The sequence below is a fragment of the Bradyrhizobium sp. JR3.5 genome, assembly GCF_054057015.1.
The window spans coordinates 3,938,866-3,963,027 of sequence record NZ_JBSRYV010000002.1 but is presented as its reverse complement, the minus strand read 5'-3'; the positions used below and the strand labels follow the sequence as shown (position 1 = coordinate 3,963,027).

At 65.3% G+C, this 24,162-nt stretch carries 25 protein-coding genes and 2 pseudogenes; 13 read left to right on the top strand and 14 right to left on the bottom strand.

Annotated features, from left to right (window positions below):
* Nucleotides 1-7: 7 nt before the first annotated feature.
* Both lptM and argH read right to left on the bottom strand, forming a co-directional pair.
* Nucleotides 8-277 carry an LPS translocon maturation chaperone LptM gene (gene lptM, locus ACVWW1_RS35815; RefSeq protein ID WP_176533793.1) on the bottom strand — a complete coding sequence of 90 codons (270 nt, stop codon included), beginning with the start codon at nt 275-277 and terminating at the stop codon, nt 8-10.
* Nucleotides 278-369: 92 nt separating this feature from the next.
* Nucleotides 370-1,768 (bottom strand): annotated as a pseudogene (gene argH, locus ACVWW1_RS35810) (argininosuccinate lyase).
* 128 nt (nt 1,769-1,896) lie between these two features.
* On the opposite strand from argH, the gene tlpA reads away from it, so the two are divergent.
* Nucleotides 1,897-2,577: a thiol:disulfide interchange protein TlpA gene (tlpA, locus tag ACVWW1_RS35805; RefSeq protein ID WP_456659135.1), complete on the top strand. Its 681-nt coding sequence runs from the start codon at nt 1,897-1,899 to the stop codon at nt 2,575-2,577.
* On the opposite strand, the gene ACVWW1_RS35800 is transcribed toward tlpA, so the two are convergent.
* From ACVWW1_RS35800 to ACVWW1_RS35790, 3 genes are all read right to left on the bottom strand, one after another.
* A complete protein-coding gene (locus tag ACVWW1_RS35800; RefSeq protein ID WP_092123268.1) occupies nt 2,578-2,766 on the bottom strand; it encodes a putative motility protein in 189 nt (62 codons plus the stop codon).
* A 68-nt stretch (nt 2,767-2,834) separates the two neighbouring features.
* Nucleotides 2,835-3,050 (bottom strand): helix-turn-helix domain-containing protein, encoded by a 216-nt coding sequence (locus ACVWW1_RS35795; RefSeq protein ID WP_456659134.1) that lies wholly within the window; start codon nt 3,048-3,050, stop codon nt 2,835-2,837.
* Nucleotides 3,051-3,060: 10 nt separating this feature from the next.
* Nucleotides 3,061-3,636: a DUF2975 domain-containing protein gene (locus tag ACVWW1_RS35790; protein WP_456659133.1), complete on the bottom strand. Its 576-nt coding sequence runs from the start codon at nt 3,634-3,636 to the stop codon at nt 3,061-3,063.
* 85 nt (nt 3,637-3,721) lie between these two features.
* Here ACVWW1_RS35790 and ACVWW1_RS35785 point away from each other — a divergent pair, with 85 nt between their 5' ends.
* A complete protein-coding gene (locus ACVWW1_RS35785; RefSeq protein ID WP_456659132.1) occupies nt 3,722-4,090 on the top strand; it encodes a chlorophyllide reductase in 369 nt (122 codons plus the stop codon).
* Between the two features lie 22 nt (nt 4,091-4,112).
* Here ACVWW1_RS35785 and ACVWW1_RS35780 read toward each other — a convergent pair whose 3' ends face one another.
* Nucleotides 4,113-4,970, bottom strand: coding sequence for a LysR substrate-binding domain-containing protein (locus tag ACVWW1_RS35780; RefSeq protein WP_456659131.1), 858 nt, complete (start codon nt 4,968-4,970; stop codon nt 4,113-4,115).
* A gap of 108 nt (nt 4,971-5,078) precedes the next feature.
* On the opposite strand from ACVWW1_RS35780, the gene ACVWW1_RS35775 reads away from it, so the two are divergent.
* From ACVWW1_RS35775 to ACVWW1_RS35765, 3 genes are read left to right on the top strand one after another with little or no spacing between them, the layout of a single operon-like run.
* Nucleotides 5,079-5,348 carry a tautomerase family protein gene (locus ACVWW1_RS35775; RefSeq protein ID WP_456659130.1) on the top strand — a complete coding sequence of 90 codons (270 nt, stop codon included), beginning with the start codon at nt 5,079-5,081 and terminating at the stop codon, nt 5,346-5,348.
* Entirely contained in the window at nt 5,345-5,620 is a 276-nt protein-coding gene (locus ACVWW1_RS35770) for a hypothetical protein (RefSeq protein ID WP_456659129.1), read from the top strand. The genes ACVWW1_RS35775 and ACVWW1_RS35770 overlap by 4 nt, the downstream gene beginning before the upstream one ends.
* A gap of 12 nt (nt 5,621-5,632) precedes the next feature.
* The gene (locus tag ACVWW1_RS35765; protein ID WP_456660760.1) at nt 5,633-6,556 is read left to right on the top strand and encodes an aminotransferase class I/II-fold pyridoxal phosphate-dependent enzyme; all 924 of its coding nucleotides are present in this window, start codon (nt 5,633-5,635) and stop codon (nt 6,554-6,556) included.
* Nucleotides 6,557-6,693: 137 nt separating this feature from the next.
* On the opposite strand, the gene ACVWW1_RS35760 is transcribed toward ACVWW1_RS35765, so the two are convergent.
* The 5 genes from ACVWW1_RS35760 to ACVWW1_RS35740 all read right to left on the bottom strand — a co-directional run bounded on the left by ACVWW1_RS35760 (nt 6,694) and on the right by ACVWW1_RS35740 (nt 10,440).
* Entirely contained in the window at nt 6,694-7,575 is an 882-nt protein-coding gene (locus tag ACVWW1_RS35760) for a 3-hydroxybutyryl-CoA dehydrogenase (protein WP_176533800.1), read from the bottom strand.
* Nucleotides 7,576-7,823: 248 nt separating this feature from the next.
* Nucleotides 7,824-8,774: an electron transfer flavoprotein subunit alpha/FixB family protein gene (locus tag ACVWW1_RS35755; protein WP_021079450.1), complete on the bottom strand. Its 951-nt coding sequence runs from the start codon at nt 8,772-8,774 to the stop codon at nt 7,824-7,826.
* On the bottom strand, nt 8,774-9,523 hold the full coding sequence (locus ACVWW1_RS35750; protein WP_456659128.1) for an electron transfer flavoprotein subunit beta/FixA family protein: 750 nt from the start codon (nt 9,521-9,523) through the stop codon (nt 8,774-8,776). Before ACVWW1_RS35750 ends, ACVWW1_RS35755 begins: the two co-directional genes overlap by 1 nt.
* A 117-nt stretch (nt 9,524-9,640) precedes the next feature.
* The gene (locus tag ACVWW1_RS35745; protein ID WP_456659127.1) at nt 9,641-10,213 is read right to left on the bottom strand and encodes a cob(I)yrinic acid a,c-diamide adenosyltransferase; all 573 of its coding nucleotides are present in this window, start codon (nt 10,211-10,213) and stop codon (nt 9,641-9,643) included.
* Between the two features lie 32 nt (nt 10,214-10,245).
* Nucleotides 10,246-10,440: a twin transmembrane helix small protein gene (locus ACVWW1_RS35740; RefSeq protein ID WP_456659126.1), complete on the bottom strand. Its 195-nt coding sequence runs from the start codon at nt 10,438-10,440 to the stop codon at nt 10,246-10,248.
* Between the two features lie 166 nt (nt 10,441-10,606).
* Here ACVWW1_RS35740 and ACVWW1_RS35735 point away from each other — a divergent pair, with 166 nt between their 5' ends.
* Nucleotides 10,607-11,467, top strand: coding sequence for a YihY/virulence factor BrkB family protein (locus ACVWW1_RS35735; RefSeq protein ID WP_456660759.1), 861 nt, complete (start codon nt 10,607-10,609; stop codon nt 11,465-11,467).
* Here ACVWW1_RS35735 and ACVWW1_RS35730 read toward each other — a convergent pair.
* Nucleotides 11,394-12,719 (bottom strand): ATP-binding protein, encoded by a 1,326-nt coding sequence (locus ACVWW1_RS35730; RefSeq protein ID WP_456659125.1) that lies wholly within the window; start codon nt 12,717-12,719, stop codon nt 11,394-11,396. The genes ACVWW1_RS35735 and ACVWW1_RS35730 overlap by 74 nt on opposite strands.
* Before the next feature lie 136 nt (nt 12,720-12,855).
* Nucleotides 12,856-13,725: a tRNA glutamyl-Q(34) synthetase GluQRS gene (gene gluQRS / locus ACVWW1_RS35725; protein ID WP_456659124.1), complete on the bottom strand. Its 870-nt coding sequence runs from the start codon at nt 13,723-13,725 to the stop codon at nt 12,856-12,858.
* Nucleotides 13,726-13,927: 202 nt separating this feature from the next.
* On the opposite strand from gluQRS, the gene ACVWW1_RS35720 reads away from it, so the two are divergent.
* Together ACVWW1_RS35720 and ACVWW1_RS35715 are read left to right on the top strand one after the other, a co-directional pair.
* On the top strand, nt 13,928-14,581 hold the full coding sequence (locus tag ACVWW1_RS35720) for a DNA-3-methyladenine glycosylase family protein (RefSeq protein ID WP_176533807.1): 654 nt from the start codon (nt 13,928-13,930) through the stop codon (nt 14,579-14,581).
* A gap of 167 nt (nt 14,582-14,748) precedes the next feature.
* Nucleotides 14,749-16,311, top strand: coding sequence for a glycoside hydrolase family 17 protein (locus tag ACVWW1_RS35715; protein ID WP_456660758.1), 1,563 nt, complete (start codon nt 14,749-14,751; stop codon nt 16,309-16,311).
* Nucleotides 16,312-16,320: 9 nt separating this feature from the next.
* Here the strand turns inward: ACVWW1_RS35715 and ACVWW1_RS35710 are convergent, their stop codons facing one another.
* Nucleotides 16,321-17,208 (bottom strand): LysR family transcriptional regulator, encoded by an 888-nt coding sequence (locus ACVWW1_RS35710; RefSeq protein WP_456660757.1) that lies wholly within the window; start codon nt 17,206-17,208, stop codon nt 16,321-16,323.
* A 175-nt stretch (nt 17,209-17,383) separates the two neighbouring features.
* Between ACVWW1_RS35710 and ACVWW1_RS35705 the strand changes: the two genes are divergently transcribed.
* From ACVWW1_RS35705 to ACVWW1_RS35685, 5 genes and pseudogenes are all read left to right on the top strand, one after another.
* Nucleotides 17,384-18,355, top strand: a complete 972-nt coding sequence (locus ACVWW1_RS35705) for an NAD(P)H-dependent flavin oxidoreductase (RefSeq protein ID WP_456659123.1) — start codon at nt 17,384-17,386, stop codon at nt 18,353-18,355.
* A 29-nt stretch (nt 18,356-18,384) separates the two neighbouring features.
* The gene (locus ACVWW1_RS35700; protein ID WP_456659122.1) at nt 18,385-19,902 is read left to right on the top strand and encodes an acyl-CoA synthetase; all 1,518 of its coding nucleotides are present in this window, start codon (nt 18,385-18,387) and stop codon (nt 19,900-19,902) included.
* 103 nt (nt 19,903-20,005) lie between these two features.
* Nucleotides 20,006-21,092, top strand: a pseudogene (locus ACVWW1_RS35695) (DUF2855 family protein).
* Between the two features lie 112 nt (nt 21,093-21,204).
* Entirely contained in the window at nt 21,205-22,992 is a 1,788-nt protein-coding gene (locus ACVWW1_RS35690; RefSeq protein ID WP_456659121.1) for a flavin-containing monooxygenase, read from the top strand.
* A 108-nt stretch (nt 22,993-23,100) separates the two neighbouring features.
* On the top strand, nt 23,101-24,075 hold the full coding sequence (locus ACVWW1_RS35685) for a peptidyl-alpha-hydroxyglycine alpha-amidating lyase family protein (RefSeq protein ID WP_456659120.1): 975 nt from the start codon (nt 23,101-23,103) through the stop codon (nt 24,073-24,075).
* Nucleotides 24,076-24,162 lie beyond the last annotated feature (87 nt).

Here is a 24,162-nt window from a genome sequence, read left to right as displayed (position 1 = left end):
TTAGATATTAGTTGCCGAGCAGCGGATCGAGGACGAAAGACCGTTTATTGCCTTTCGACGCGGCCGGCGCGGCATCCGAGCCATAGGTCGGATTGAACACGCTGGGCTGTGCCGCCCGCTCGCTCTCGGTGTCGCCCGGTGCTGCAGTCGGCGCGGCGTTCGCGGTCGGCGGCAGGTCGAGCGGTCCCTTGCGGCCGCAGCCGCCGAGCGCGAGCGTTGCAGCGCTCAGCACAATGATGGCCCATCCCGAGGGGGTCAGGCGGTTCTTGCTAATCACGACGAATTCCCCAATTCGGGCGGCACCATACAAACATTGGCGTGCTCTGGCGAGAGGCGGAGCGCCATGAAATCACGGCCAAATTTTCCGGATCAGCCCAATTTTCGCTCTTTTTCCAGCCGCTTGGCCCAGGCTTTGGCCTGCGCCATCACATTCTTCGGCGCCGTACCGCCAAACGAGGTCCGGCTCTTGACCGAGGATTCGACGCTGAGCACCTTCAGCGCCTCTGCCGTAATCTTCGGCTCGACCTCCTGCATGGCCTTGAGCGGCAGCTCGTGCAGCGCCACGCCCTGTGTCGAGGCCAGTCCGACGATGCGCCCTGTCACGTGGTGGGCGTCGCGGAACGGCATTTTCAAGGGTGCGCACCAGCCAGTCGGCCAGGTCGGTCGCGGTGGCATAGCCCTCGCCGGCTGCGGCCTTCATCTTCGCCTCGTCCGGCACCAGGTCCTCGACCATGCCGGTCATGGCGCGGATCGCGAGCGACAGCGCCTCGAAGGCCTCCATGGCGCCCTGCTTGTCCTCCTGCATATCCTTTTGATAGGCGAGCGGCAGGCCCTTCATCACGATCAGGAGCGCGGTCAGCGCACCGATCACGCGGCCGGTCTTGGCGCGCACCAGCTCGGCCGCGTCCGGGTTGCGCTTCTGCGGCATGATCGACGAGCCCGTGGTGAACTTGTCGCTGAGCTTGACGAGACCGACCAAGGGCGAGGTCCAGATCACGATCTCTTCGGCAAAGCGTGACATGTGCACCGCGCAGATCGAGGCCGCCGACAGCGTTTCCAGCACGAAATCGCGATCGGAAACCGCGTCGAGCGAATTGGCCATCGGCCGGTCGAAGCCAAGCGCCTTGGCGGTCGCGGCGCGGTCGATCGGAAACGAGGTGCCGGCGAGCGCGGCGGCGCCGAGCGGCGACTCGTTCAGCCGCTTGCGCGCGTCGGCGAAGCGGCCACGGTCGCGGCCGGCCATCTCGACATAGGCCAAGAGATGATGACCGAAGGTCACCGGCTGCGCGGTCTGCAGATGGGTGAAGCCCGGCATCACGGTTCCGGCATGCTCCAGCGCGCGATCGACCAGCGCCTGCTGGAACGCGGCCAGCGCGGCCTCGGTCTCGTCGATGGTGTCGCGGACATAGAGCCGGAAATCGGTCGCGACCTGGTCGTTGCGCGAGCGCGCGGTGTGCAGCCGACCCGCGGCGGGCCCGATCAATTCGGACAGCCGCGACTCGACATTCATATGGATGTCCTCGAGCGCGCGCTTGAAGTCGAAATCGCCCTTGCCGATTTCTGACAAAATCGTGTCTAGACCTTTGCCGATATTTTTCGCATCAGCTGATGTGATGATGCCCTGCGCGGCGAGCATCGCGGCGTGGGCCTTGGACGCGGCAATGTCCTGGGCATAAAGGTGACGGTCGACGTCGATGGAGACGTTGATTTCCTCCATGATGGCGTCGGGACGCTCCGAGAACCGGCCGCCCCACATCTTGTTGCTCATGACATCTCGCTCACGAATTTGTATTTCAGGCCGTGCTGTTTCTTTGGCCGTAGCGGCGAAACAGCATGGCGGTTCCGGACGTATTCCCGGCACTGCATAGCCATATCTGACCCAGGATGACAAACGATATGCCCGAGACGACCCCATCCGAACCGACCGCCAAGCCGACGGCCAAATGGCGCATCCCGCTGATGATCGGCGCCGTGCTGGCCGGGGCCGTGATCGGCTATGTCGGGGTCTCCGGCCTCAGGCATCCCGCCGGCGGCGACGTCGCCTGCAACAGCGCGGTAGATCTGGCAAAGAAGATCGCCCCGCTCGCCCATGGCGAGGTCGCGGCGCTGACCATGGCGACCACCCCCTTGAGGCTTCCCGACCTGACCTTCGAGGACGCCAACGGCCAGCCGAAGAAACTCTCGGACTGGCGCGGCAAGACGGTGCTGGTCAATTTGTGGGCGACCTGGTGCGTGCCCTGCCGCAAGGAAATGCCCGCGCTCGACAGCCTGCAGACCAAGCTCGGCGGCAAGGATTTCGAGGTGGTCGCGATCAACATCGACACCCGCGATCCGGACAAGCCGAAGAACTTCCTGAAAGAAGCCAATCTGACCAATCTCGGCTATTTCAGCGACCAGAAAGCCAAGGTCTTTCAGGATCTTAAGAACATAGGCAAGGCGCTCGGCATGCCGACTTCGGTGCTGGTCGACGGCAAGGGCTGCGAAATTGCCAATATCGCCGGTCCCGCCGAATGGGCGAGCGACGACGCGATCAAGCTGGTGAAGGCGGCGTTAGCCCCAGCCGCGGCGGGGTTCTGATCAGGCGACGGCGTTGAGGTTGCCGCCGACGCCGGGACCGAGATTGGCGGTCGACGGCGTGCCGAGCAGGGTCTGAACCGCGAACTTTTCCGCATCGAGGTTCTGCTTGGTCACGCGGGTCGCGATCTGACCCTGCAAATTGCCCTGCTGCATCGACAGGATGCTCGACACCATGCTCATCATGTCCATACGCGGCACTCCCAAACTTGCTCTTGCGTAGCGCGCGAAAGTTAATGCTTGGGTAACGGATGGCCGCGTCAGGCTGACGCATCGTCGTCATGGCGCAGCAAGTCGCCGGGCTGGCACTTCAGATAGGTGCATATCCGCTCAAGCGTATCGAACCTGACGCCCTTCACCTTGCCCTGCTTGAGCAGGGACAGGTTGGCCTCGGTGATCCCGACATATTCGGCGAGCTCCTTCGATTTCACGTTGCGCTCGGCGAGCATTACGTTGAGCCGGACCCGGATCGGCATCGCAGCGGCCTCAAACGAATTGTGCGTGCTCGTCGGCGATCGCATTGGCTTCGGCCATCACCCAGGCCGTCACCGCAACCAGACCCGCGAACAGCAGCGCCAGCAGCGTGTCGGAACCGAGCGCAATGACGACGGACTTGCCCTGTGCGTAGGTTTGCCAGCTCAGCAGGATCGAGAGCAACGCGCCGATTACCGGCTTCAGCAAGGTCGAGAGCAGCATCGCGACCGCGAGGTCACGCAACCCCGCGACGTTTGCGGCCGTGAAGAAGCGGCCTGCCGCGAACGAGGTGAAAGCGCGGCGGACGCGCGACAAGCCCCAGATCAGACAGCCGAGCGGCAACGCCGAGACCACGAGACCCATCAGGCGGACAAGCCAGCCGATCGGATGGAACGCGATGCCGGTCAGCCCTGCATCGCGCAGAATCGCCTCATCCGGGCTCGCCAGCCAATAGGCCAGCAATCCGACCGCGAGCACGAGCGAGATGGCGGTGCAGGCATAGGCGAGCACGCGGCTGACGGCGCGGATGCGTTCGAGGCGGGCTGGCCGCGCGGATGGGGAAAGCTCTGACGAGAGGGACGCGGACATGACTCAACCTCGGGATTGTTGATCTGATATTATTGTTTTACGATAATTAATATCTGCAAGTCAACCTGCCTCAGGAGATGAAGTCATGCTCGTTCGTCCGGCTCACGCCATCTGCGCCGTCCTTCTATTGACGACAGCGGCTCACGCACAGCCCTCGACGTCGCGCGGGCAGATCTCGGTCGCGCAGGTCAGGGCCATGCTGGACCAGGCCGCGACCAATCCGACCGCGCGGCAAACGCTGACGGCCTATCTGGCCGGTACCGGCGAAACCGCCGGCTGGCTGCTCGATGCCGCACGCGGCCTGCCGCCCTGCGCGCGGCGGCTGACACTCGACGCACAGCAGGCACGTGACGCGATCGCAAACGCGGCTGCCACGGCTGCGACCGAGACACCGGCGACGCCGCTGATCATCCGCGACATGCTCAAGCGCGCGGGATGCCGCCTGACAGAATGAGGAGCGGACAATGCTTGCGAGGTCAGGCAGCGTTCGCGGCAAAGGCCGCACCGAGGGTGCGCAGCGCCTGCCGTGTCCGCGCGTCCGACAGCTTTGAGTGAAGCATGACGTCGCGCGATGGCAGTGGCGGCAGGCCAAGCCGCGGCCCGAGGTCTATGGTATCCGCCGGCGCCACCCGGCGCGCCAGCGCGGCGACGGCGAGCCCTGCGGAGATCGCTGCGCCAATGGTCGAAAGCCCGCCACCGACGAACGCTTCGGTCCAGGCGATGCCGGCGGCGTCGAGAGTCTCGACCGCCATGGCGCGCACGCTGCAGGGCTCGGCTTGCGTCGCCAGGCGCAGCGGCTCGCCCGGCCGATGGTGAAAATCGGGCGCCGCCATCCAGCCGAAGGGTTCTTCGAACAGCACATCGCCATCGCGGCGCTTGGCGTCGTGGCGCAGCACGATCGCAGCATCGAGCCTGCCGTCGTCAAATGCGCTGAGCACCGAACGTGACGTATCGACATGCAACTGGATCACCAGTCCTGGATCGGTGGCATTCATCCGCTTCAACAGCGAGGCCAATTCCGATCCGACGATGTGGTGGCTGATGCCGACGACAAGCCGACGATGCTCGACCGCAAACGCCCCGATCGCCGATTGATGCGCGGCCACCAGATTGCGCGCAGCGCCGAGGAAGGCGGTGCCCTCCGCGGAGAGCCGGACCAGCCGCGGCGTTCGCTCGAGCAGTCGGCGGCCGAGCCCATCTTCCAACCGCCTGATCTTCAAGCTGACCGCGGACTGCGTGGTCTCCATGGCCTGCGCCGCCCGCGTGAAGCTGCTGAGGTCCGCGACCAGGACAAAGGCCTGCACCGCCTCGACGTCGAGCGCCTTCATGGCCATACATTTAAATTAGCGATCATTGAAATGCGATATCATACCGTTTTTCAATGATCAAGAAGCCCCTAGGATTGGCCGAACGCAACGATCGCCTCCAGGAGAGCCATCATCATGCCGCTGACCCGCGTCTCGCTGCGGCGGGGCAAGCCCGCCGCCTACCGCAAGTCCATTCTCGAGAGCCTCTATCGCGCCATGCGCGAGACCTTCGATGTGCCGGAAGGCGATCGCTTCATGACGATCTCCGAGAGGCTCTACCGACGCATCGCCGACCTGCTGACGGAGAGTCCCGCCCTGCGCGCCGAGGATATCTTCATCAGCCTCGTCGAGGTGCTTCCGGAAAACTGGTCGTTCGGCAACGGTGAGGCGCAGTACGTCCGATGACCGCGACACCGATCCTCTCGCCGCGCATGAGCGGCATCAAGGCATCGCCGGCGTCCGTGCTGCGCCGTCGCGCCCGTGAACTGCGCGCCGCCGGACGCGACATCATCGAGTTGTCGTCGGGCAATCTGGACTTCTCGACGCCGGATCATGTAATCGCAGTGGCGCATCAAGCGGCCTTGCGCGGCGAAACCCACTACACCGATGTCGACGGCACGCCGGAGCTGAAGCGGGCGGTGCAGGCCGCGCTGCTGCGCGACCATCATCTCGACTAACGGCCGGATGAGATCGTCATCACCAACGGCTCGACGCAGGCGCTGTTCAACGCGCTGCTCGCGACGCTGGCGCCTGAAGACGAGGTGATCGTCCCCGCGCCTTATTGGGCGCCGTATCTCGATCAGGTGCGGCTGGCGGGCGCGACGCCGGTGATCGTGCCGTGCGCGCAGAACAACGGCTTCAAGCTGCGCGCGGAGGATTTGCAGGCGGCGATATCGGCGCGAACACGCTGGATCGTGATCAACAATCCGGTCAATCCTTCCGGTGCGATCTATTCCGCGGAGGATTTGGCTGACATCGCCGCGGTCCTCTTGCAGCACCCTGACATCTGGGTGCTTGCCGACGGGCTCTACGAGCACATCGTGTTCAATGGCCGACCGGCGCCGACGCTTGCGCAGATCGAGCCGCGGCTGAAGCCGCGGACGCTGACCGTCAGCGGCCTCGCCAAGAGCTACGCCATGATGGGATGGCGGATCGGCTATGCCGCCGGCCCATCGGCGCTGATCCGCGAGATGATCACGATCCAGTCGCAGACCACGTCTGGAGCATCGTCGATCAGCCAGGCCGCCGCGGTCGCCGCGCTCGATGGCGCGCAGGATGTGCTGGCGGAGCGCACCGCCATCCTTCGCGCGAGGCGTGACCGCTTTGCCGAGCTCGTGAACGGATGCAGGGGGCTCTCCTGCACGCCGCCCGAAGGCACGTTCTATCTTCTGGTCAGTTGCGCCAGCGTGATCGGCACGCGCGCTCCCGAGGGCAAGGTGATTTCGACCGACCGCGATTTTGCGGCTTATCTGCTCGAACAAGCCGATCTGGTGGTGTTTCCCGGCGAGGATCTCGGGCTGTCGCCCTATATCCGCCTCAGCTTCGCCAACCCGTCATCGACCATCGAGGAAGCCGGCAGACGGTTGAAGCGCGCTTGCGAGGCGTTGCAATGATGCCTCGCCCGCAGAGCCAGCGTCTCGCGCTAACCGCGCATCTGCTCGGACTTGGAATGGGTGTGACTGTCATTGTTCGGCCTGGTGCCCGCGACGCTTGCACTGCTGCGGACACTGACCTGACGAGAGCGCGTGGATTACCGCGTCGGGACCGGCTTGTCGCCGCGGTAGTCATAGAAGCCGCGCTGGCTCTTGCGTCCGAGCCAGCCGGCCTCGACGTATTTCACCAGCAGCGGGCACGGCCGGTACTTGGAGTCGGCCAGCCCCTCGTGCAGCACCTGCATGATCGACAGGCAGGTGTCGAGGCCGATGAAATCGGCGAGCTCGAGCGGGCCCATCGGATGGTGCGCGCCGAGCTTCATCGCGGCATCGATCGCCTCGACGTTACCGACGCCTTCATACAGCGTGTAGATCGCCTCGTTGATCATCGGCAGCAGAATGCGGTTGACGATGAAGGCGGGGAAATCTTCCGACACCGCGACCTGCTTGCCGAGCTTGGCGACGAACGCCTTGGCGGTGTCGAAGGTCGTGTCGTCGGTGGCGATGCCGCGGATCAGCTCGACCAGCTCCATCGCAGGCACCGGATTCATGAAATGAATGCCGATGAATTTCTCCGGGCGGTCGGTCGAGGCGGCGAGCCGTGTGATCGAGATCGACGACGAGTTGGTCGCGACGATCGCTTCCGGCTTCAGGACCGCACAGACGTCGTGGAAGATCTTGCGCTTGGTCTCTTCCTTCTCGACCGCGGTCTCGATCACGAGATCGCAATCGGCCAGCGCATCGATCGTCTCGGCGGAAGTGATGCGGTCGAGCGCCTGCTTGCGCTCGCCCTCGCTGATCGCCTTCTTGGCGACCTGGCGGGTCAGATTGCCGTTGATGGTCGCCAGCGCCGACTTCAGCCGGTCCGCGGAGATATCATTGAGCACCACGTCGAAACCGGCCAGCGCCGCCACATGGGCAATACCATTGCCCATCTGGCCCGAACCGATCACACCGACCTTTTTGATTGCCACCGTCATCTTGTCATCCACCGGAACGGCGCGCATGTCGCGCCTGCCCAATTCCAACGATACCCGAAGTGAAGCCTTCCGGGTTGCCCAATCCGCCGGAAAACGTTTCCCGGGACCATGATGTGATTACGACGTAATCGCACCCGATCCATCTTCCCTGCCGGACACGATCCTTTCGGAAAACCGTTTCCGGATCGTTGCGCCCCAAGAATAGTAACACCGGCCGGAGCTTACCCACCCGGCCGGTGTCTTGTCGCTTACTTTCCGAGCTTGCCGAGCGCTTCGGTCAGCTCCGGAACCGCCTGGTAGAGGTCGGCGACCAGGCCGTAATCGGCGACCTGGAAGATCGGTGCGTCCTCATCCTTGTTGATGGCGACGATCACCTTGGAGTCCTTCATGCCGGCCAGATGCTGGATCGCGCCGGAGATGCCTACCGCGACATAGAGTTCCGGGGCCACCACCTTGCCGGTCTGGCCGACCTGCCAGTCGTTCGGCGCATAGCCGGCATCGACCGCGGCGCGCGAGGCGCCGACGCCGGCGCCGAGCTTGTCGGCGAGCGGCTCGATGTATTTCGCGAAGTTCTCGCGGCTCTGCATGGCCCGGCCGCCCGAGACGATGATCTTGGCCGAGGTCAGTTCCGGACGGTCGCTCTTGGCGACTTCCTCGCCGACGAACGTGGACAGGCCCGGATCGGCGGCGGATGCGGCGTTCTCGATCGCGGCGCTGCCGCCTTCGCCGGCCGCGGCGAAGGTCGAGGTGCGGACCGTGATCACCTTCTTGGCGTCCTTCGACTTCACGGTCTGGATCGCGTTGCCGGCATAGATTGGCCGCTCATAGGTGTCGGGCGCGACGACCTTGATGATCTCGGAGACCTGCATGACGTCGAGCAGCGCTGCGACGCGCGGCATCACGTTCTTGAAGCGCGAGGTCGCGGGCGCGACGAAGGCGTCATAGTTCGGCGCCAGCGCGACGATCAGCGCAGCGAGCGGCTCGGCAAGGTCGTGCTCATAGGCGGGGCCTTCGGCCACCAGCACCTTGCTGACTCCGGCAAGCTTGGCGGCTGCTTCGGCCGCCGCCTTGGTGCCCTGGCCGCCACCGGCAACCAGCACATGGACATCGCCGCCGAGCTGGCTCGCCGCGGTCAGCGCCTTGTTGGTCGAGTCCTTCAGGGTCTCGTGGTCGTGTTCAGCAATCAACAGCGTCGTCATCAGAGAACCCCGGCTTCGGTCTTGAGCTTGTTCACGAGTTCGGCGACGTCCTTGACCTTGACGCCCGCCTTGCGGCCCGCCGGTTCCGCGGTCTTCAGCACTTCCAGACGCGGCGTGAGATCGACGCCGTAGTCCGACGCGCTCTTGTCGTCGATCGGCTTCTTCTTCGCCTTCATGATGTTGGGCAGCGAGGCATAGCGCGGCTCGTTGAGGCGCAAGTCGGTGGTGACGATCGCCGGGCCCTTCAGCTTGATGGTCTGCAGGCCGCCGTCGACTTCGCGCGTGACCTTGAAGTCGGAGCCTTCGACTTCGAGCTTGGAGGCGAAGGTCGCCTGCGACCAGCCGAGCAGCGCGGCCAGCATCTGGCCGGTCTGATTGCTATCGTCGTCGATCGCCTGCTTGCCGAGGATGACGAGGCCCGGCTGCTCCGCCTCGACCACCGCCTTGAGGATCTTGGCAACCGCGAGCGGTTCGACATTGCTTTCGGCCTTGACCAGGATGCCGCGGTCGGCGCCCATCGCAAGCCCGGTACGAATGGTCTCGGAAGCCTGTGCCGGTCCGATCGACACCACCACCACTTCGGTCGCCTTGCCGGCTTCCTTGAGCCGCAGTGCTTCCTCGACGGCGATTTCGTCGAACGGGTTCATCGACATCTTGACGTTGGCGAGCTCCACGCCCGATCCATCGCTCTTGACGCGGACCTTGACGTTGTAGTCGACGACCCGCTTTACCGGCACAAGAACCTTCATCGATCCTCTTTCGCTTTGATTTTATGGGTTTCGGTTGGCTGGCGCGGAACCTAAAGGTCCCGTACCCCCCGGTCAACGCGGCAAAGCCAAAAAACCGTCCCCCGGTTTTGAACCAGTTTAGCGGTTCTGGCCCGGCACCCACAACACGTCCCCCGCCCCTTTATTGTTCAGGAAGCGGCCGGCAACGAACAGGAAATCCGACAGTCGGTTCATATACTGGATGCCAGCAGCGTTGACCGTCTCGTCCGGTCGGGCTGCGAGTTCCACCATGATCCGTTCCGCGCGGCGACATATCGTGCGGGCGAGATGCAGATATGCAGAAGCCGGCGTCCCGCCGGGCAGCACGAACGAGGTCAGCGGCGCGAGCTGGTCGTTGAGGCTGTCGATGTCGCGCTCCAGCCGCTCGACCTGGCTCGCCAGCATCCGCAGACGTTCCGCCTTGCCCTCGCGCTCGGGCACCGCAAGGTCGGCGCCGAGATCGAACAGATCGTTCTGGATCCGGCCGAGCATCGCATCGACCTCGGGACTGTCAGCCAGATGCAGCCGCACCACGCCGATCGCGGCGTTGGTCTCGTCGACGGTGCCATAGGCGGCAACCCGCAGATCGTATTTCGGCCGCCGCTCGCCGGAGCCGAGCGCGGTGGTGCCGTCATCGCCGGTGCGCGTGTAGATCCGATTGAGTACGACCATGGCCGTGATCCTCTAAGGTTTGCGCATCGCGTCTACCGCCCCATCGCCCAGACCGCGAGCATCGCGATGACGATGGCGACGAACTGCAGCAGCACGCGCAGCCGCATCAGCTTCTGCGATGTGTTCGGCGAGCCGCCCTTCATCATGTTGACGAGGCCGAGCAGGAGCACCAGCGCGACGGCGCCGACGGCGAAGGGAAGAATGATCGTGCTTAGGACAGATGTCATCTGCGGTACATAACACCGCAGGACGCGGACTTCCACACAGGCGGCGCATGCAACCAACTGGCTTTTCAATGCGTAATATCAGATGCTGGGTCCGTGCTCGGACCGAGCGGTTTTCGACAATACCGGGTGGAATGTGAAGCAGCTTCGTTACGTCTACCACGTCGTGATGGATGCCTTTTACACGTTCCTCGCCGACGACGGCTGGGCGATCGCGAGCCACATCGCGCTGTCGACCCTGATGGCGCTGTTTCCGTTCCTGATCGTGCTGACGTCGGTGGCCGGCTTCTTCGGCTCCAAGGAGCTTGCCGACCAGGCCGTCGGACTGTTGCTGCAGGTCTGGCCGGAGCAGGTCGCCGAGGCGCTGTCCGGCCAGATCCACGACGTGCTAACCAACACCCGCGGCGGCATCCTGACCATCGGCGCGGTGTTCGCGGTGTACTTCGCCTCCAACGGCGTCGAGGCGCTGCGAGTGGCGCTGAACCGCGCCTATGCCGTGATCGAGCCGCGGCGCTGGTACTGGCTGCGGCTGGAATCGATCGGCTACACGCTGGTCGCGGCGTTCACCTCGCTCGCGATGGCATTCCTGATCGTGCTCGGCCCGCTGATCATCGAGGCGGCGCGGCGCTATATCCCGTTCTTCGTCGAATCGAACGAGAGCCTGCTCAACACCGCCCGTTACGGCGTCACGGTGCTGGCGCTGGTCGTCGCGCTCTTCATCCTGCATGCCTGGCTGCCGGCGGGCCGCCGCGGCTTCACGCAGATCCTGCCCGGCATCATCTTCACCATAGTGGCGTCGCTGATCTCGGGCATCGGCTTCGGCATGTATCTGGCGCGCTTCGCCAACAACTACGTCACGATGTATGCGGGGCTCGCCTCGGTGGTGATCGCGCTGGTGTTCCTGTATTTCATCGCCGCGATCTTCGTGTTCGGCGGCGAGCTGAACGCGGCGATCATCAAGTCGCGGCTGCCGCGCGGCGTGCCGCTTCAAGCAGCGCATTCGCCAGTGCCCGCGGAGAAACAGGTTTGACGAGGAAGGCGTCGGCGCCGGCGGCGCGCGCCGCGGCCTCGTCCTCGGCACGCCCGGAGATCCCGACGATCACGATGCGGCCGTGCGGCGGCGGCAGCGCGCGGATGCGCTTGATGGCCTCGACACCGCCGATGCCGGGCAGCACCATGTCCATCAGCACGGCGTCGAAGGCACCCTGTCCGAGCCGATCGGACGCCCCCTCGCCCTGACCGATGAATTCGGCATGGTGACCGAGTTCGGTCAGGATCGTGTTGAGCACGACGCGGCCGAACGGATTGTCCTCGACGCTGAGCAGCCGCAGTCCCTGCGATAATGGCAGCGCCGCGCCTTCGCTCGACGCAGCGCCGGCCGGTCCTTCGGCTGAAACCAGCACCACGTTGAGGGTAAAGACGGTGCCGCCGCCCTTGCGCTGGGCCACGACGATGTCGCCGCCCATGGCGCGCGCGAGCTGCTTGACCGAGGACAGGCCGAGCCCGGCGCCGCCGAACCGCGCGGCGATCGAGACATTGGCCTGCGAGAACGTCCGGAACAAGCGCTTGACCTCCGATAGCGTCAGGCCGATGCCGCTATCGGAGATCGCAAAGGCAACCCCGATCCTGCCGTCGGCCTTTCTCCTGGCCGCCCCCTTGGCCGCGCGCACCGGCGCGACATGCAGCTCGATGCTGCCCTGCTCGGTGAACTTGACGGCGTTGTCGATCAGGTTCTCCAGCGCCGCGCGCAGCCGGACGGGATCGCCGACCGCAAACGCCGGCAGCTTGGCGGAGATCTCGACCGAGGCCCGCAATCCCTTGGCTGCGGCGCGGCCGGCCAGTGAATCCCCGGCGTGGCGCGCCAGCGTGCGCAGGTCGAAGAAATCCTGCCGGATCTCGAGCCCCGGCCCCTCGCTCCGGGCAGCGTCGACGAACAGGGTCGCAAGGCTCGCCAGATGCTCGGCACCGGCCTTGATGGTATCGACCCAGCGCCGCTCGCGCTCGTCGAGATCCGATGTCGCGAGCAGGTTGCTGATCGCCAGGATTCCGGTCAACGGGGTCCGGACCTCATGGGCGAAGGCGGCAAGCGCGGTCTCGATCAGGCCGGGACCGGCCTTCGGGGCCTTCGGCGCAGCCCGCCTGCGGCCCGGCTTGGCCGCCGCCTTGACGGCGGGCGTCTTGGTAGCACGCGTCTTGGTAGCACGCGTCTTGGCAGCGCGCCGCTTCGGCGGCATCCGTTGGGATTGCCGCTTGCTGCGCCGTACGCGCGATTTTGACGCCATGGTCTCCGTGATCCCCGCCCCTGATAACAACATGGCATGCCCGGCGTGCCGGTGTCACGGCGGCGTTTGCGGCTTGCCCGCAGCGGTGCCCCGTGATGGTAACCACCGTGCTTCGCGATCGAAATGCGGCCGGGATCTATGGCAAGCCGACCAGGCGGCGGATATCGGCCGGGCTGGCGCCCTCCGCCCGCAGCTCGCGCAGCCCGGCCGCCTGGGTCGATTTCGACAGCTTTTGGCCTGCGGCGTCCCGGATCAGCGCATGGTGCCGGTAGGTCGGCATGGGCAGGCCAACCAGCTCCTGCAGCAGCCGATGCACGCTGGTCGACCAGAACAGGTCAACGCCCCTGACCACGTCGGTGACGCCCTGCAGGGCGTCGTCGATCACGACCGAGAGATGGTAACTGGTTGGGGTCTCCTTGCGCGCCAGGATCACGTCGCCCCAGGCCTCCGGCCGAGCCGCCACGTCCCCGGTCTCGCCGGCCGGACCCTCGCCAGCCTCCTGCCAGCGCAGGCCGCCGCTGCGCGCGCATGCTGCGGCCATGTCGAGCCGCAACGCGAACGGCGCGCCCTGCCCGATCAGCCGGTCGCGCTGCTCGGCCGACAGCGATTTCGCCGCTCCCGGATAGAGCGGCGCGCCGTCCGGATCGCGCGGCCACGCGCCAGCGGCGTCGCGTACCGCGACCAGCCGCGCGATATCGGCGCGGCTCTCGAAGCTCGGATAGACCAGCCGCTTGGCCGACAGGCGGTCGATCGCCGCGCGATAGGCGGCAAAATGCTCCGACTGCCGCCGCACCGGGGTCTCCCAGGCGATGCCGAGCCAGGCCAGATCCTCGTAGATCGCCTGCTCGAATTCGACCCGGCAGCGCGTCGCGTCGATGTCCTCGATCCGCAGCAGGAAGCGTCCGCCCGACCGCTTCGCGAGGTCATGGTTGAGCAGCGCCGAATAGGCATGGCCGAGATGCAGGTAGCCATTCGGACTAGGGGCAAAACGGAAAACGGGTGGCATGGCGTTCGATCGCGGGTCATTGCCGGGCTCGACCCCCGGCGATCCTTGTCTGGGCATGATCTTCGCGCAAACGCCTTGCGTTTGTCGCAAGCGAAAACCGGTTTCCACTTTTCCGGACCATGCGGCTGGACAAGACTCTGTTACGATAGGAGATGGATGCGCGGGTCAAGCTCGCGCATGACAAGCCGATGCAGATCCCGCAATGCTGATCCATCTCGAAACCCAGGCCGACCTTGACGAGGCCATCCAGAAGCTGGTCGACCAGGATCGACGGCTGCGCCCGATCCTCGAACTGACCGGCATGCCGGCCATCCGGCAGCGCGAGCCGGGGTTTGCGGGGCTTGCCGCGATCATCTGCGGCCAGCAGCTGTCGACCGCGAGTGCTGCTGCGATCTGGGGCCGCGTCAGCAAGGCGTTCGACCCGTTCCATCATGATACGATCCGCAAGGCGCGGGCGGACCGGCTCGGCCGGCTCGGGCTCTCCGCGGCCAAGATCAAGACGCTGAAGCACATCGCGCGCGAGCTCGCCGAGGAGCGGCTGAACCTCGACGTGCTCGCCAACGAAGAGGCCGATGCCGCGCACAACACGCTGACCGCGCTGCCCGGGATCGGCCCGTGGACCGCCGACGTCTATCTCTTGTTCTGCCTCGGCCATGGCGATGCGTGGCCGGCGGGCGACCTCGCTGTCCAGGAAGCGGTCAAGGTCGGGCTCGGGCTGAAGGAACGGCCGACGCCGAAGCAGATGGCACCGCTTGCCGAGCCGTGGCGTCCGCTGCGCGGCGCCGCCGCGCATCTGTGGTGGGCATATTATCGCGTACTCAGGAATCGCGAAGGCGTGATCGCCGGCGCGAAGTAGATCGTCGAGAAAACATTCCAACTACGCGATCGCGTGATATAGCAAGAGCAGACGAATACTTATTCAATTTACCGGCCTGGCGCATTGATGACGCCCAGCACATCCTTCCTGCAAGGAGGACGGACCTGGTTTTGCTTCGCACCCCGCTGACGCTTCTCCTGATATCCTTGGGGGCTATCGCCGCGGCGTGGTGGTGGCTGGGCATCCCGGTCAGCCTGCCGCGCGCACCGATCGATCCGAACGATAAGGTGCAGTGCATCTCCTACGCCCCGTTCCGCAACAATCAGACATCACTTGCTCCCGCGACGCAGGTCACGCCGGAACAGATCGCGGAAGATCTCGCGCAACTCGCTAAGATATCGCACTGCATCCGCACCTACGCGACCGATCTCGGTCTCGACCAGATTCCCGGGCTCGCAGCCAAGGCAGGGCTGAAAGTCATTCAGGGCATTTTCCTCGACAGGGACCGAAAGAAGAATGCGACGCAGGTCGCAACGGCGATACGCCTCGCCAAAGAATATCCAGACACGGTCATTGCACTCGTGGTCGGCAACGAGGTTCTGCTGCGCAAGGAAATGTCGGCATCCGACCTCGCCGCCATGATCCGTGCGATCAAGGCACAGGTCAGCGTTCCCGTCACCTACGCCGACGTCTGGGAGTTCTGGCTGAGCAATCGCGAACTTTCCGACGTCGTCGACTTCATCACGATTCACATCCTGCCATACTGGGAGAATATCCCGATTCCCGCGGAACGTGCCGCCGCGCACGCGGACGAGATGCGCCGGCAGATCGCGGCAGTCTTCCCAGGCAAGGAAATCTTTATCGGAGAAGTAGGTTGGCCGAGCGAGGGGCGCATGCGCGAATCCGCGCTGCCCTCGCGCGTCAATCAGGCGCGGGTGGTCTCAGAGGTGCTCGACCTTGCCCGGCGCGAGCATTTCCGCGTCAACCTGTTTGAGGCCTATGACGAGGGGTGGAAGCGGGAGATCGAGGGCACGGTCGGCGGATCCTGGGGCCTGTTCGATTCGGAAGCGCGCACGCTGAAATATCCGCCTGGCCTGCCGATCAGCAATTTTCCGTTCTGGAAACTGCAGATGTGCAGCGGAATGGCGCTGGCGATCCTGGTGTTCGGCGCAGCCTGGCTGACCTCGCGCCGCAAGCCGAAGGAGCCCGAATTCGTGTCGTGGCTTGCCGTCGGACTATCGGCGACCACGGCCGGAATCCTGTTTGGGGTGGCCACGCAAAGACTCGTCTATGAAAGCTATGGGACGGGAGGCTGGCTTGTCTGGGGCTCGCTTCTGGTGGCGGCAACGGCCTCGCCGGTGTTCGGCGCCAATGCCCTGATGTCGGGTCGCGCACCGCCCAGTTTCCAGGAATTGTTGGGTCCGAAGGGCTACCACACTGAAACGGTGCTGGTGACCGTGCACGGGTTGGCTTTGATCGTCACCACGGTGATCGGCACGGCGGCCGCACTGGGCCTCATATTTGACCCGCGCTTCATCGATTTTCCTTTCGCGCCTCTGACCATGGCGGCGGTGCCGTTTGCGGCCATGACACTGCTCAATCCTGCCACGAAAGGAGTCCGCCCTCTGGCGGAAGCGATCTTTGCCGGCATTTTTGTCGCAGCCGCCATCTACGTGGGCTTCAACGAAGGACCGGAGAACTGGCAGGCGCTGTGGACGTGCGCCGTCTTTATCCTGCTTGCGGTGACGCTGTGGCGGGCGCGAGCCTGAGAACCGGCTCTAGCCGCGCAGTCTGACGCGATCCTCGCGCGCGCAATCGGTGACGAAGCCGATGACGGCGCGCACCGAGGGAAGCTCGACCAGATCGGGATGGGCGAGCAGCCAGAGATCGGACAGGCTCGATAGCTTTTGCGGAGCGACCCGAACCAGATCGGGATAGTCGGCCCCGACCAGGCAGGACAGCGCGCAAATCCCGAGCCCGGCGCGCGCCGCCGCCAGCATGTCGCCCTGCGAGGAGCAGCGCATCACCAGCGTGCCCTGCCGCGTGATGACATCGCTCCACCGCGCCAGCCGCACATTCGAGGCCTGGTCGGCAAACCCGATCACGCTATGCCCCCGCCACTCGTCGGGCCGCTCGGGCAGCTTGCGCCCGGCCGCATAACTGCGTGACGCGTAGAAGCCGGCGCCGAGCCGTCCGATCTTGCGCCCGATCAGGTTCTCGTCCCCGGCGTCGACCGGCCGCAGCACCACGTCGGCCTCGCGGCGCCTCACACTCGCCGGAAACGGGTGGGTGATAATCTCGAGCTGGATGTTGACGTGATCGCGCAGGAACGGCCCCAGGCGCGGCATCAGCCAATGCGCCGCCAGCGTCGCGCCGATCGACAGCTTCACGACGCCGCGGGCCTGCGCACCGGTGGCGGACGCGGCCGCCTCCGCGCGCAGCGCCGCAACCGCCATCACCTCGGCGTGCTCGCGGAACTTGCGGCCATGCGATGTCAACGACAGGCCGTCATTCGAACGGGCGAACAGGCGGGTCCCGAGCTGCTTCTCGAGCGCCGCGACGTTGCGGCCGACGGTGGGGTGGCTGATGCGCAGCCGCCGCGCCGCGCCGGCGAAGCTGCGCGTCTCAGCCACCGCGACGAACGTCTTGCAAAGCTCCCAGTCCATGCCGCCGCCCGCGCCTCTGTTCATTTCTGGTTGATCAGCTGTTCAATATTGAACGCCATGACGCAGCCGTCCAGCCCTATATTGCCGCGCCAAGGGAGCCGTCGCTCCAGCCATCACAACAAATCGCGATCCGCCCCGGCCACCGGCCGGGCGGCGCGCATGGAGGATCCGAACAATGTCGCTGCCCGCCTCGCTCGCCAACCGGCTTGAACTGCCGGTCGTCGGTTCCCCGCTGTTCATCGTCTCGGGGCCCGAGCTCGTGATCGCGCAGTGCAAGGCCGGCATCGTCGGCTCATTCCCGGCACTCAACGCCCGCCCGGTCGAGAAGCTCGACGAATGGCTGACGCAGATCGAGAACGAGCTCGGCGAGTACCAGGCGAAGCATCCGGAGAAAAAGGTCGCCCCTTACGCGGTCAACCAGATCTGCCACGCCTCCAACGACCGGCTGATGCACGACATGGAGACCTGCGTGAAGCACAAGGTGCCGATCATCATCACCTCGCTGCGCCCGCCGTCCGAAATCGTCGAGGCCGCGCATTCCTACGGCGGCGTGGTGTTCCACGACGTCATCAACGTGAAGCACGCCCGCAAGGCCGCCGAGCAGGGCGTCGACGGATTGATCCTGGTCTGCGCCGGCGCGGGCGGCCATGCCGGCACGCTGTCGCCGTTCGCGCTGGTGCGCGAGGTCAAGCAGTGGTTCAAGGGCACGATCCTGCTGTCGGGCGCGATCTCCGACGGCTGGAGCATCGCATCGGCGCTCGCGCTCGGCGCCGACCTCGCCTATGTGGGCACCCGCTTCATCGCGACCGAGGAAGCCAATGCCGACATTAGGTACAAGCAGGCGCTGACCGAATACGCCGCGCACGACATCGTCTATTCGAACCTGTTCACCGGCGTGCACGGCAACTACCTCGGACCGTCGATCGCAGCGGCAGGCCTCGATCCGGGCAATCTGCCGGTCGCCGACAAATCCAAGATGAATTTCGGCTCCGGCGGCAATACGAAGGCCAAGGCGTGGCGCGACATCTGGGGTTCGGGCCAGGGCATCGGCCAGATCACGGACGCCCCGCCGGTCGCCGAGCTGGTGGCGCGGATGAAGGCGGAGTACACCGAGGCACGCAGCGATTTCCTTCGAGCCAGCGCCTGACGCTGGACGATCGCCTGGAGAGACCCGGTATGATCATCAGCGGCGACAGACGGATCAGCTATAGCGACATTCACGCCCGCATCGCGCGGGCGGCGACCGGCTTTCGCGCACTCGGCGTTCAGGGCGGCAAGCCGGTCGGCATGATGTTGCGCAACGATTTCGCGCTGTTCGAGGTGGTCGCAGCCGCAGCCGCGCTCGGCAGTCCGGTGGTGCCGATCAACTGGCACCTGAAGGCCGACGAGGTCGCCTACATCCTGTCCGACAGCGGGGCCGACGCGCTGGTCTGCCACGCGGATTTGCTGCCGCAGGTCCGCGACGGGCTGCCGCCGGGGATCAAGCTGCTGGTGGTGACCACACCGCCGGAGATCGCCGCGGCCTATGGCGTGGCGCCGGCGTCCACGCGTGTGCCCGACGGCATGACCGATTGGGATATCTGGCGTGAAGCGCATCAACCGCTGACCGACGCGCCGATCGGCGCAGCGCCGATGTTCTACACGTCCGGCACCACGGGCCTGCCGAAAGGCGTCAAGCGCAAGCCGATGCCATCAGAGCAGCAGGCGGCGGCCGCGCGCGTCGGCGCCATCACCTATGGCGTCAAGCCGAACGAGGGCCAGGTGATCCTGATGAACGGCCCGATGTATCATTCGGCGCCGCACTCCTACGGCATGCTCGCATTCCGCAATGGCTGCGCGATCGTGCTCGAACCGCGCTTCGATCCGGAAGATCTGCTGCAGCTGATCGAGCGCCACCATGTCACCCACATGCACATGGTGCCGACCATGTTCGTGCGGCTGCTGCGCCTGCCGGAAGAGACGCGACGCCGCTACGACCTGTCGTCGCTGCGCTTCATCGTGCATGGCGCGGCGCCCTGCCCGGTCGACGTCAAGCGCGCGATGATCGAGTGGTGGGGGCCGGTGATCAACGAATATCTCGGCTCCACCGAGACCGGCATCCCGGTGTTGCATTCGTCGGCGGAGGCGCTGGCCAAGCCCGGCACCGTCGGCCGCGCCATCGAGGGCGGCATCGTCAAGATCTTCCGGCCCGACGGCACGCAATGCGACGTCGGTGAGCCCGGCGAGATCTTCATGCGTCAGATGTTGGTCTCGGACTTCGACTATCACGGTAATGCCAAGGCACGCGCCGAGGCCGATCACGACGGCCTGATCAGCGTCGGCGATGTCGGCTATCTCGACGCGGACGGCTATCTGTTCCTGTGCGACCGCAAGCGCGACATGGTGATCTCGGGCGGCGTCAACATCTATCCCGCCGAGATCGAGAATACCCTGATCGGCATGCCAGGCGTCCGTGACTGCGCGGTATTCGGCGTGCCCGACGACGAATATGGCGAGCGGCTGTTCGCCTGCGTCGAGCCGGAAGCGGACAGCACGCTGTCGGTCGCGGCGATCCAGGATTTCCTGCGCGGCAAGCTCGCCAATTTCAAAGTGCCGCGGGACATCCGCTTCATGGACGCGCTGCCGCGCGAGGCCACCGGCAAGATCTTCAAGCGCAAGCTGCGCGACCTCTACCGCGAAGGACAGCTTCGTTGACCAGGTGATGGTGGAGCGAACGGCGTTTGAAACTTAGTTGCTGTTGCAAAAGGCCGGCGATCGACGCAACGATGCCGGCGCATCTGACGCCGGGATCATCGCCATGAACTCCACTGACTTCATCGTCATCCGCAACGATCTGCAGCAGTGCAAGGTGATCGAGACGCGATTGCCCGATGCCGCGGCGCTGCCGGCCGACGCGCTGCTGGTCAAAGTGACTCGCTTCGCCTTCACCGCCAACAACATCACCTACGCCGTGATCGGCGAGCAGCTGAAATACTGGCACCTGTTCCCGGCGCCCGACGGCTACGGCATCATCCCGGTGTGGGGCTTTGGCGAGGTGCTGGCCTCGAAGCATCCCGCCGTCGCAGCCGGCGAAACGCTGTTCGGCTATTTCCCGATGGCGACCCATCTGGTGATCGAGGCCGCCGATGTCAGCAAGCGCGGCTTGCGCGACGGCGCCGCGCACCGACAGGAGGTCTCGCCGGTCTACAACGCCTATGCCCGCGTCTCCGGCGATCCGACCTATGCCGGCCAGCAGAGCGATTTCCGCGCGCTGCTGCTGCCGCTGTTCATGCTGTCGTTCCTGGTCGACGACTTCCTGGCCGAGAATGAGTTCTACGGTGCACGCCGCGTCATCCTGTCGTCGGCCTCGAGCAAGACCGCGTTCGGGCTCGCCCATCTCCTGTACAAACGCGGTATCCGGGTGATCGGGCTGACCTCGAAAGGGCAATGTCGATTTCGTCACCTCGCTCGGCTGCTATGACGACGTCGTCACCTATGACCAGGTCACCGCGATCCCGGCAGCCGAGCCTGTCGCCTATGTCGACATGGCCGGCAACAGCGCGCTGCGCGAGACCCTGCACCGGCACTTCGGCGCGCAGATGGTCTATTCCGGCCGGGTCGGGCTCACGCATCGCGCGAGCGAGCCGGACGAGCCGACGCTGCCCGGCGCCAAGCCGGTGTGGTTCTTCGCGCCGGACCAGATCCGCAAGCGCGCCAAGGAATGGGGTCCCGGTGGCATCGACCAGCGTTTTGGCGCCGCATGGACGGAGCTCGTGCCGCACCTGCCCAACTGGCTCGATGTCGTCGAGCGGCGCGGACCGGCCGCGGTGCGCGAGGCCTATCTCGATACCCTGCAGGGCCGCGTTCCGCCGGATCAAGGCCTGATCCTGTCGCTGGCCGAATAGGCGATATCCCGTCACGCCCTTTCTGCGGCCACGCCAATGGGTATAGGCTTGCCAGCAAGGGAACGCCGCCAAGAAGACGTCACCAAGGGCGGCCGATGACGAGAAACGCTCAATGCTCGACAAGACGGACGATATTTCGGTCGCCGCCGACAATTGGCTTGTGCAGTTCGAGGATGCGCTGGCGGGCCCCGACGATGTGCTGCTGAAGCCGCTGTTCCATCCCGAAAGCTATTGGCGCGACGTGCTGGCCTTGAGCTGGAACATCCAGACCGTCAACCGCGCCTTTGCAATCGTCGAGGAACTGCCCGCGCATGCGCGCCACAGCGCGCCGCATGATTTCCGCATCGATGCCGAGCGCGCGCCGCCCCGCCGGGTGATGCGCGCCGGCACCCAAGCGATCGAGGCGATCTTCAAGTTCGAAACCGCTGTCGGCCGCGGCCACGGCATTGTGCGGCTGATTCCTGACGCCGCCGACGACGACCGGCTGAAGGCCTGGACGCTGCTGACCGCGCTCGAGGAACTAAAGGGTTTTGAAGAGCAGCAAGGAAACACAAGGCCGCGTGGACAAGCCTATTCCCGCGATTTCCGCGGTCCCAACTGGCTCGACCTGCGCAAGGCATCCGCCGAATATGCCGGCCGCGATCCCGATGTGCTGGTGGTCGGCGGCGGACAGGCCGGGCTTGCGATCGCCGCCCGTCTGCAACAGCTCAAGATCGATGCGCTGATCGTCGACCGCGAGGCGCGCGTCGGCAACAATTGGCGCAAGCGCTACCATGCACTGACCCTGCACAACCAGGTGCAGGTCAATCATTTGCCCTACATGCCGTTCCCGCCGAACTGGCCGACTTACATTCCGAAGGACAAGCTCGCCAACTGGTTCGAATCCTATGTCGATGCCATGGAGCTTAACTTCTGGACCGGAACGGAATTCGTCGGCGGCAGCTACGACGACGCACAGGGACGCTGGACCATCGAACTGTGCCGCGCCGACGGCACGACGCGGAAACTGCAGCCGCGCCACGTCGTGATGGCGACCGGCGTCAGCGGCATTCCGAGCGTGCCTGATATCCCCGGCTTGAAGACTTTCTCCGGCAAGGTGCTGCATTCGAGCGGCTATGAAGACGGCGAGCATTGGGCCGGCAAGCGCGCCCTGGTGATCGGCACCGGCAACAGCGGCCACGACATCGCGCAGGACCTGCATTCCTCCGGCGCCGAGGTGACGCTGGTGCAGCGCTCCTCGACGCTCGTCACCAATATCGAGCCGTCCGCGCAGCTCGCCTATGCCGCCTACAATGAAGGCTCGCTTGAGGACAACGACCTGATCGCGACCTCGATGCCGCTCGCGCTCGCCAAGCGCAGCCATGTGCTGATGACCGAGCAGTCGAAGCAGCTCGACAGACCGCTGCTCGACGGTCTCGCGCGCAAGGGCTTCAAGCTCGATTACGGCGACGGCGGCACCGGCTGGCAGTTCAAATACCTGACCCGCGGCGGCGGCTATTACTTCAACGTCGGCTGCTCCGATCTCGTCGCGAGCGGCGCGATTGCCCTGAAACAATTTGCCGACATCGAGACCTTCGTGAGCCAAGGCGCGCGGCTGAAGAGCGGCGAGACGGTCGCCGCCGACCTGATCGTGCTCGCGACCGGCTACCGGCCGCAGGAAGAGCTGGTGAAGAAACTGTTCGGCGAGGCGATGGCCGCGCGCGTCGGCCCGATCTGGGGTTTTGGCGACGGCCAGGAGCTGCGCAACATGTATACGCGCACGCCGCAGCCCGGCCTGTGGTTCATCGCCGGCAGCCTCGCGCAATGCCGCATCAACTCGAGCTATCTCGCGCTGCAAATCAAGGCGATCGAGGAAGGCCTGTTGCCGCGCGACGTCGGGCCGGTGGCGAGGCTTTCGTAGAAATTACCGCTGTCGTTCCGGGATGCGCGAAGCGCAGACCCGGAACCTCGAGATTCCGGGCTCGATGCTGCGCATCGCCCCGGAATGACGAACTTGGGGAGAGACCTCATGCCAACCATCCTCGGCACCGGCGAGCATCGCTACCGCGTGGTGGAGAACTTCGCAAAACTCCCCGAGGGCTGGAGCCTGACGGATGTCGCCTCCGTTGCGGTCGACAGCAAGGACTGCGTCTATGTGTTCAACCGCGGCGAACATCCGATGGTGATGCTCGACCGCGAGGGAAACTTCATCCGGAGCTGGGGCGAAGGCGTGTTCGCACGCGCCCATGGCCTGCATATCGATGCCGACGACAATCTCTATTGCACCGACGACGGCGACCACACCGTGCGCAAATGTTCTGTTGACGGCAAGGTGCTGCTGACGATCGGCATCCCGAACAAGCCGGCGCCGTTCATGAGCGGCGAGCCGTTCCATCGCTGCACCCATACCGCGCTGTCGCCGAAGGGCGAGATCTATGTCTCGGACGGTTACGGCAATGCCTGCGTTCACAAATACACGCCGGACGGCAGGCTGATCAAAACCTGGGGCGAGCCGGGCACCGATCCCGGCCAGTTCAACATCGTGCACAACATCGCGACCGACGCCGACGGCTGGGTCTATGTCGCCGACCGCGAGAACCACCGCGTCCAGGTGTTCGACGGCAACGGCAGATACGAGACCCAGTGGAACAATTTGCACCGGCCCTGCGCGCTATGCTGCGGCGGCGGCAAGCAGCCGAACTTCGTGATCGGCGAGCTCGGTCCCGGCATGGCCGTCAACCGCAAGGTCCCAAATCTCGGCCCGCGGCTGTCGATCGTGGATCACACCGGCAGGCGCATCGCGCGGCTCGGCGGCGAGCACGGCCCTGGCGTCGAAACCGGCAAGTTCCTGGCGCCGCACGGCATCGCGCTGGACTCGCGCGGCGACATCTATGTCGGCGAAGTCGGCGTCACCGACTGGAAGACCAGCTTTCTGGACACCGAGATGCCGGCCGCGGTGCGCGTGACGCGCTGCTTGCAGAAACTGGAGCGGGTGACGGTGTAGCGTTGGCCCCCTATTTGTCCCCGTCATGCTGAGGAGCGCGGAACGCGCGTCTCGAAGCATCGACCGCCCCGCTGCCGCAGCGCGGCC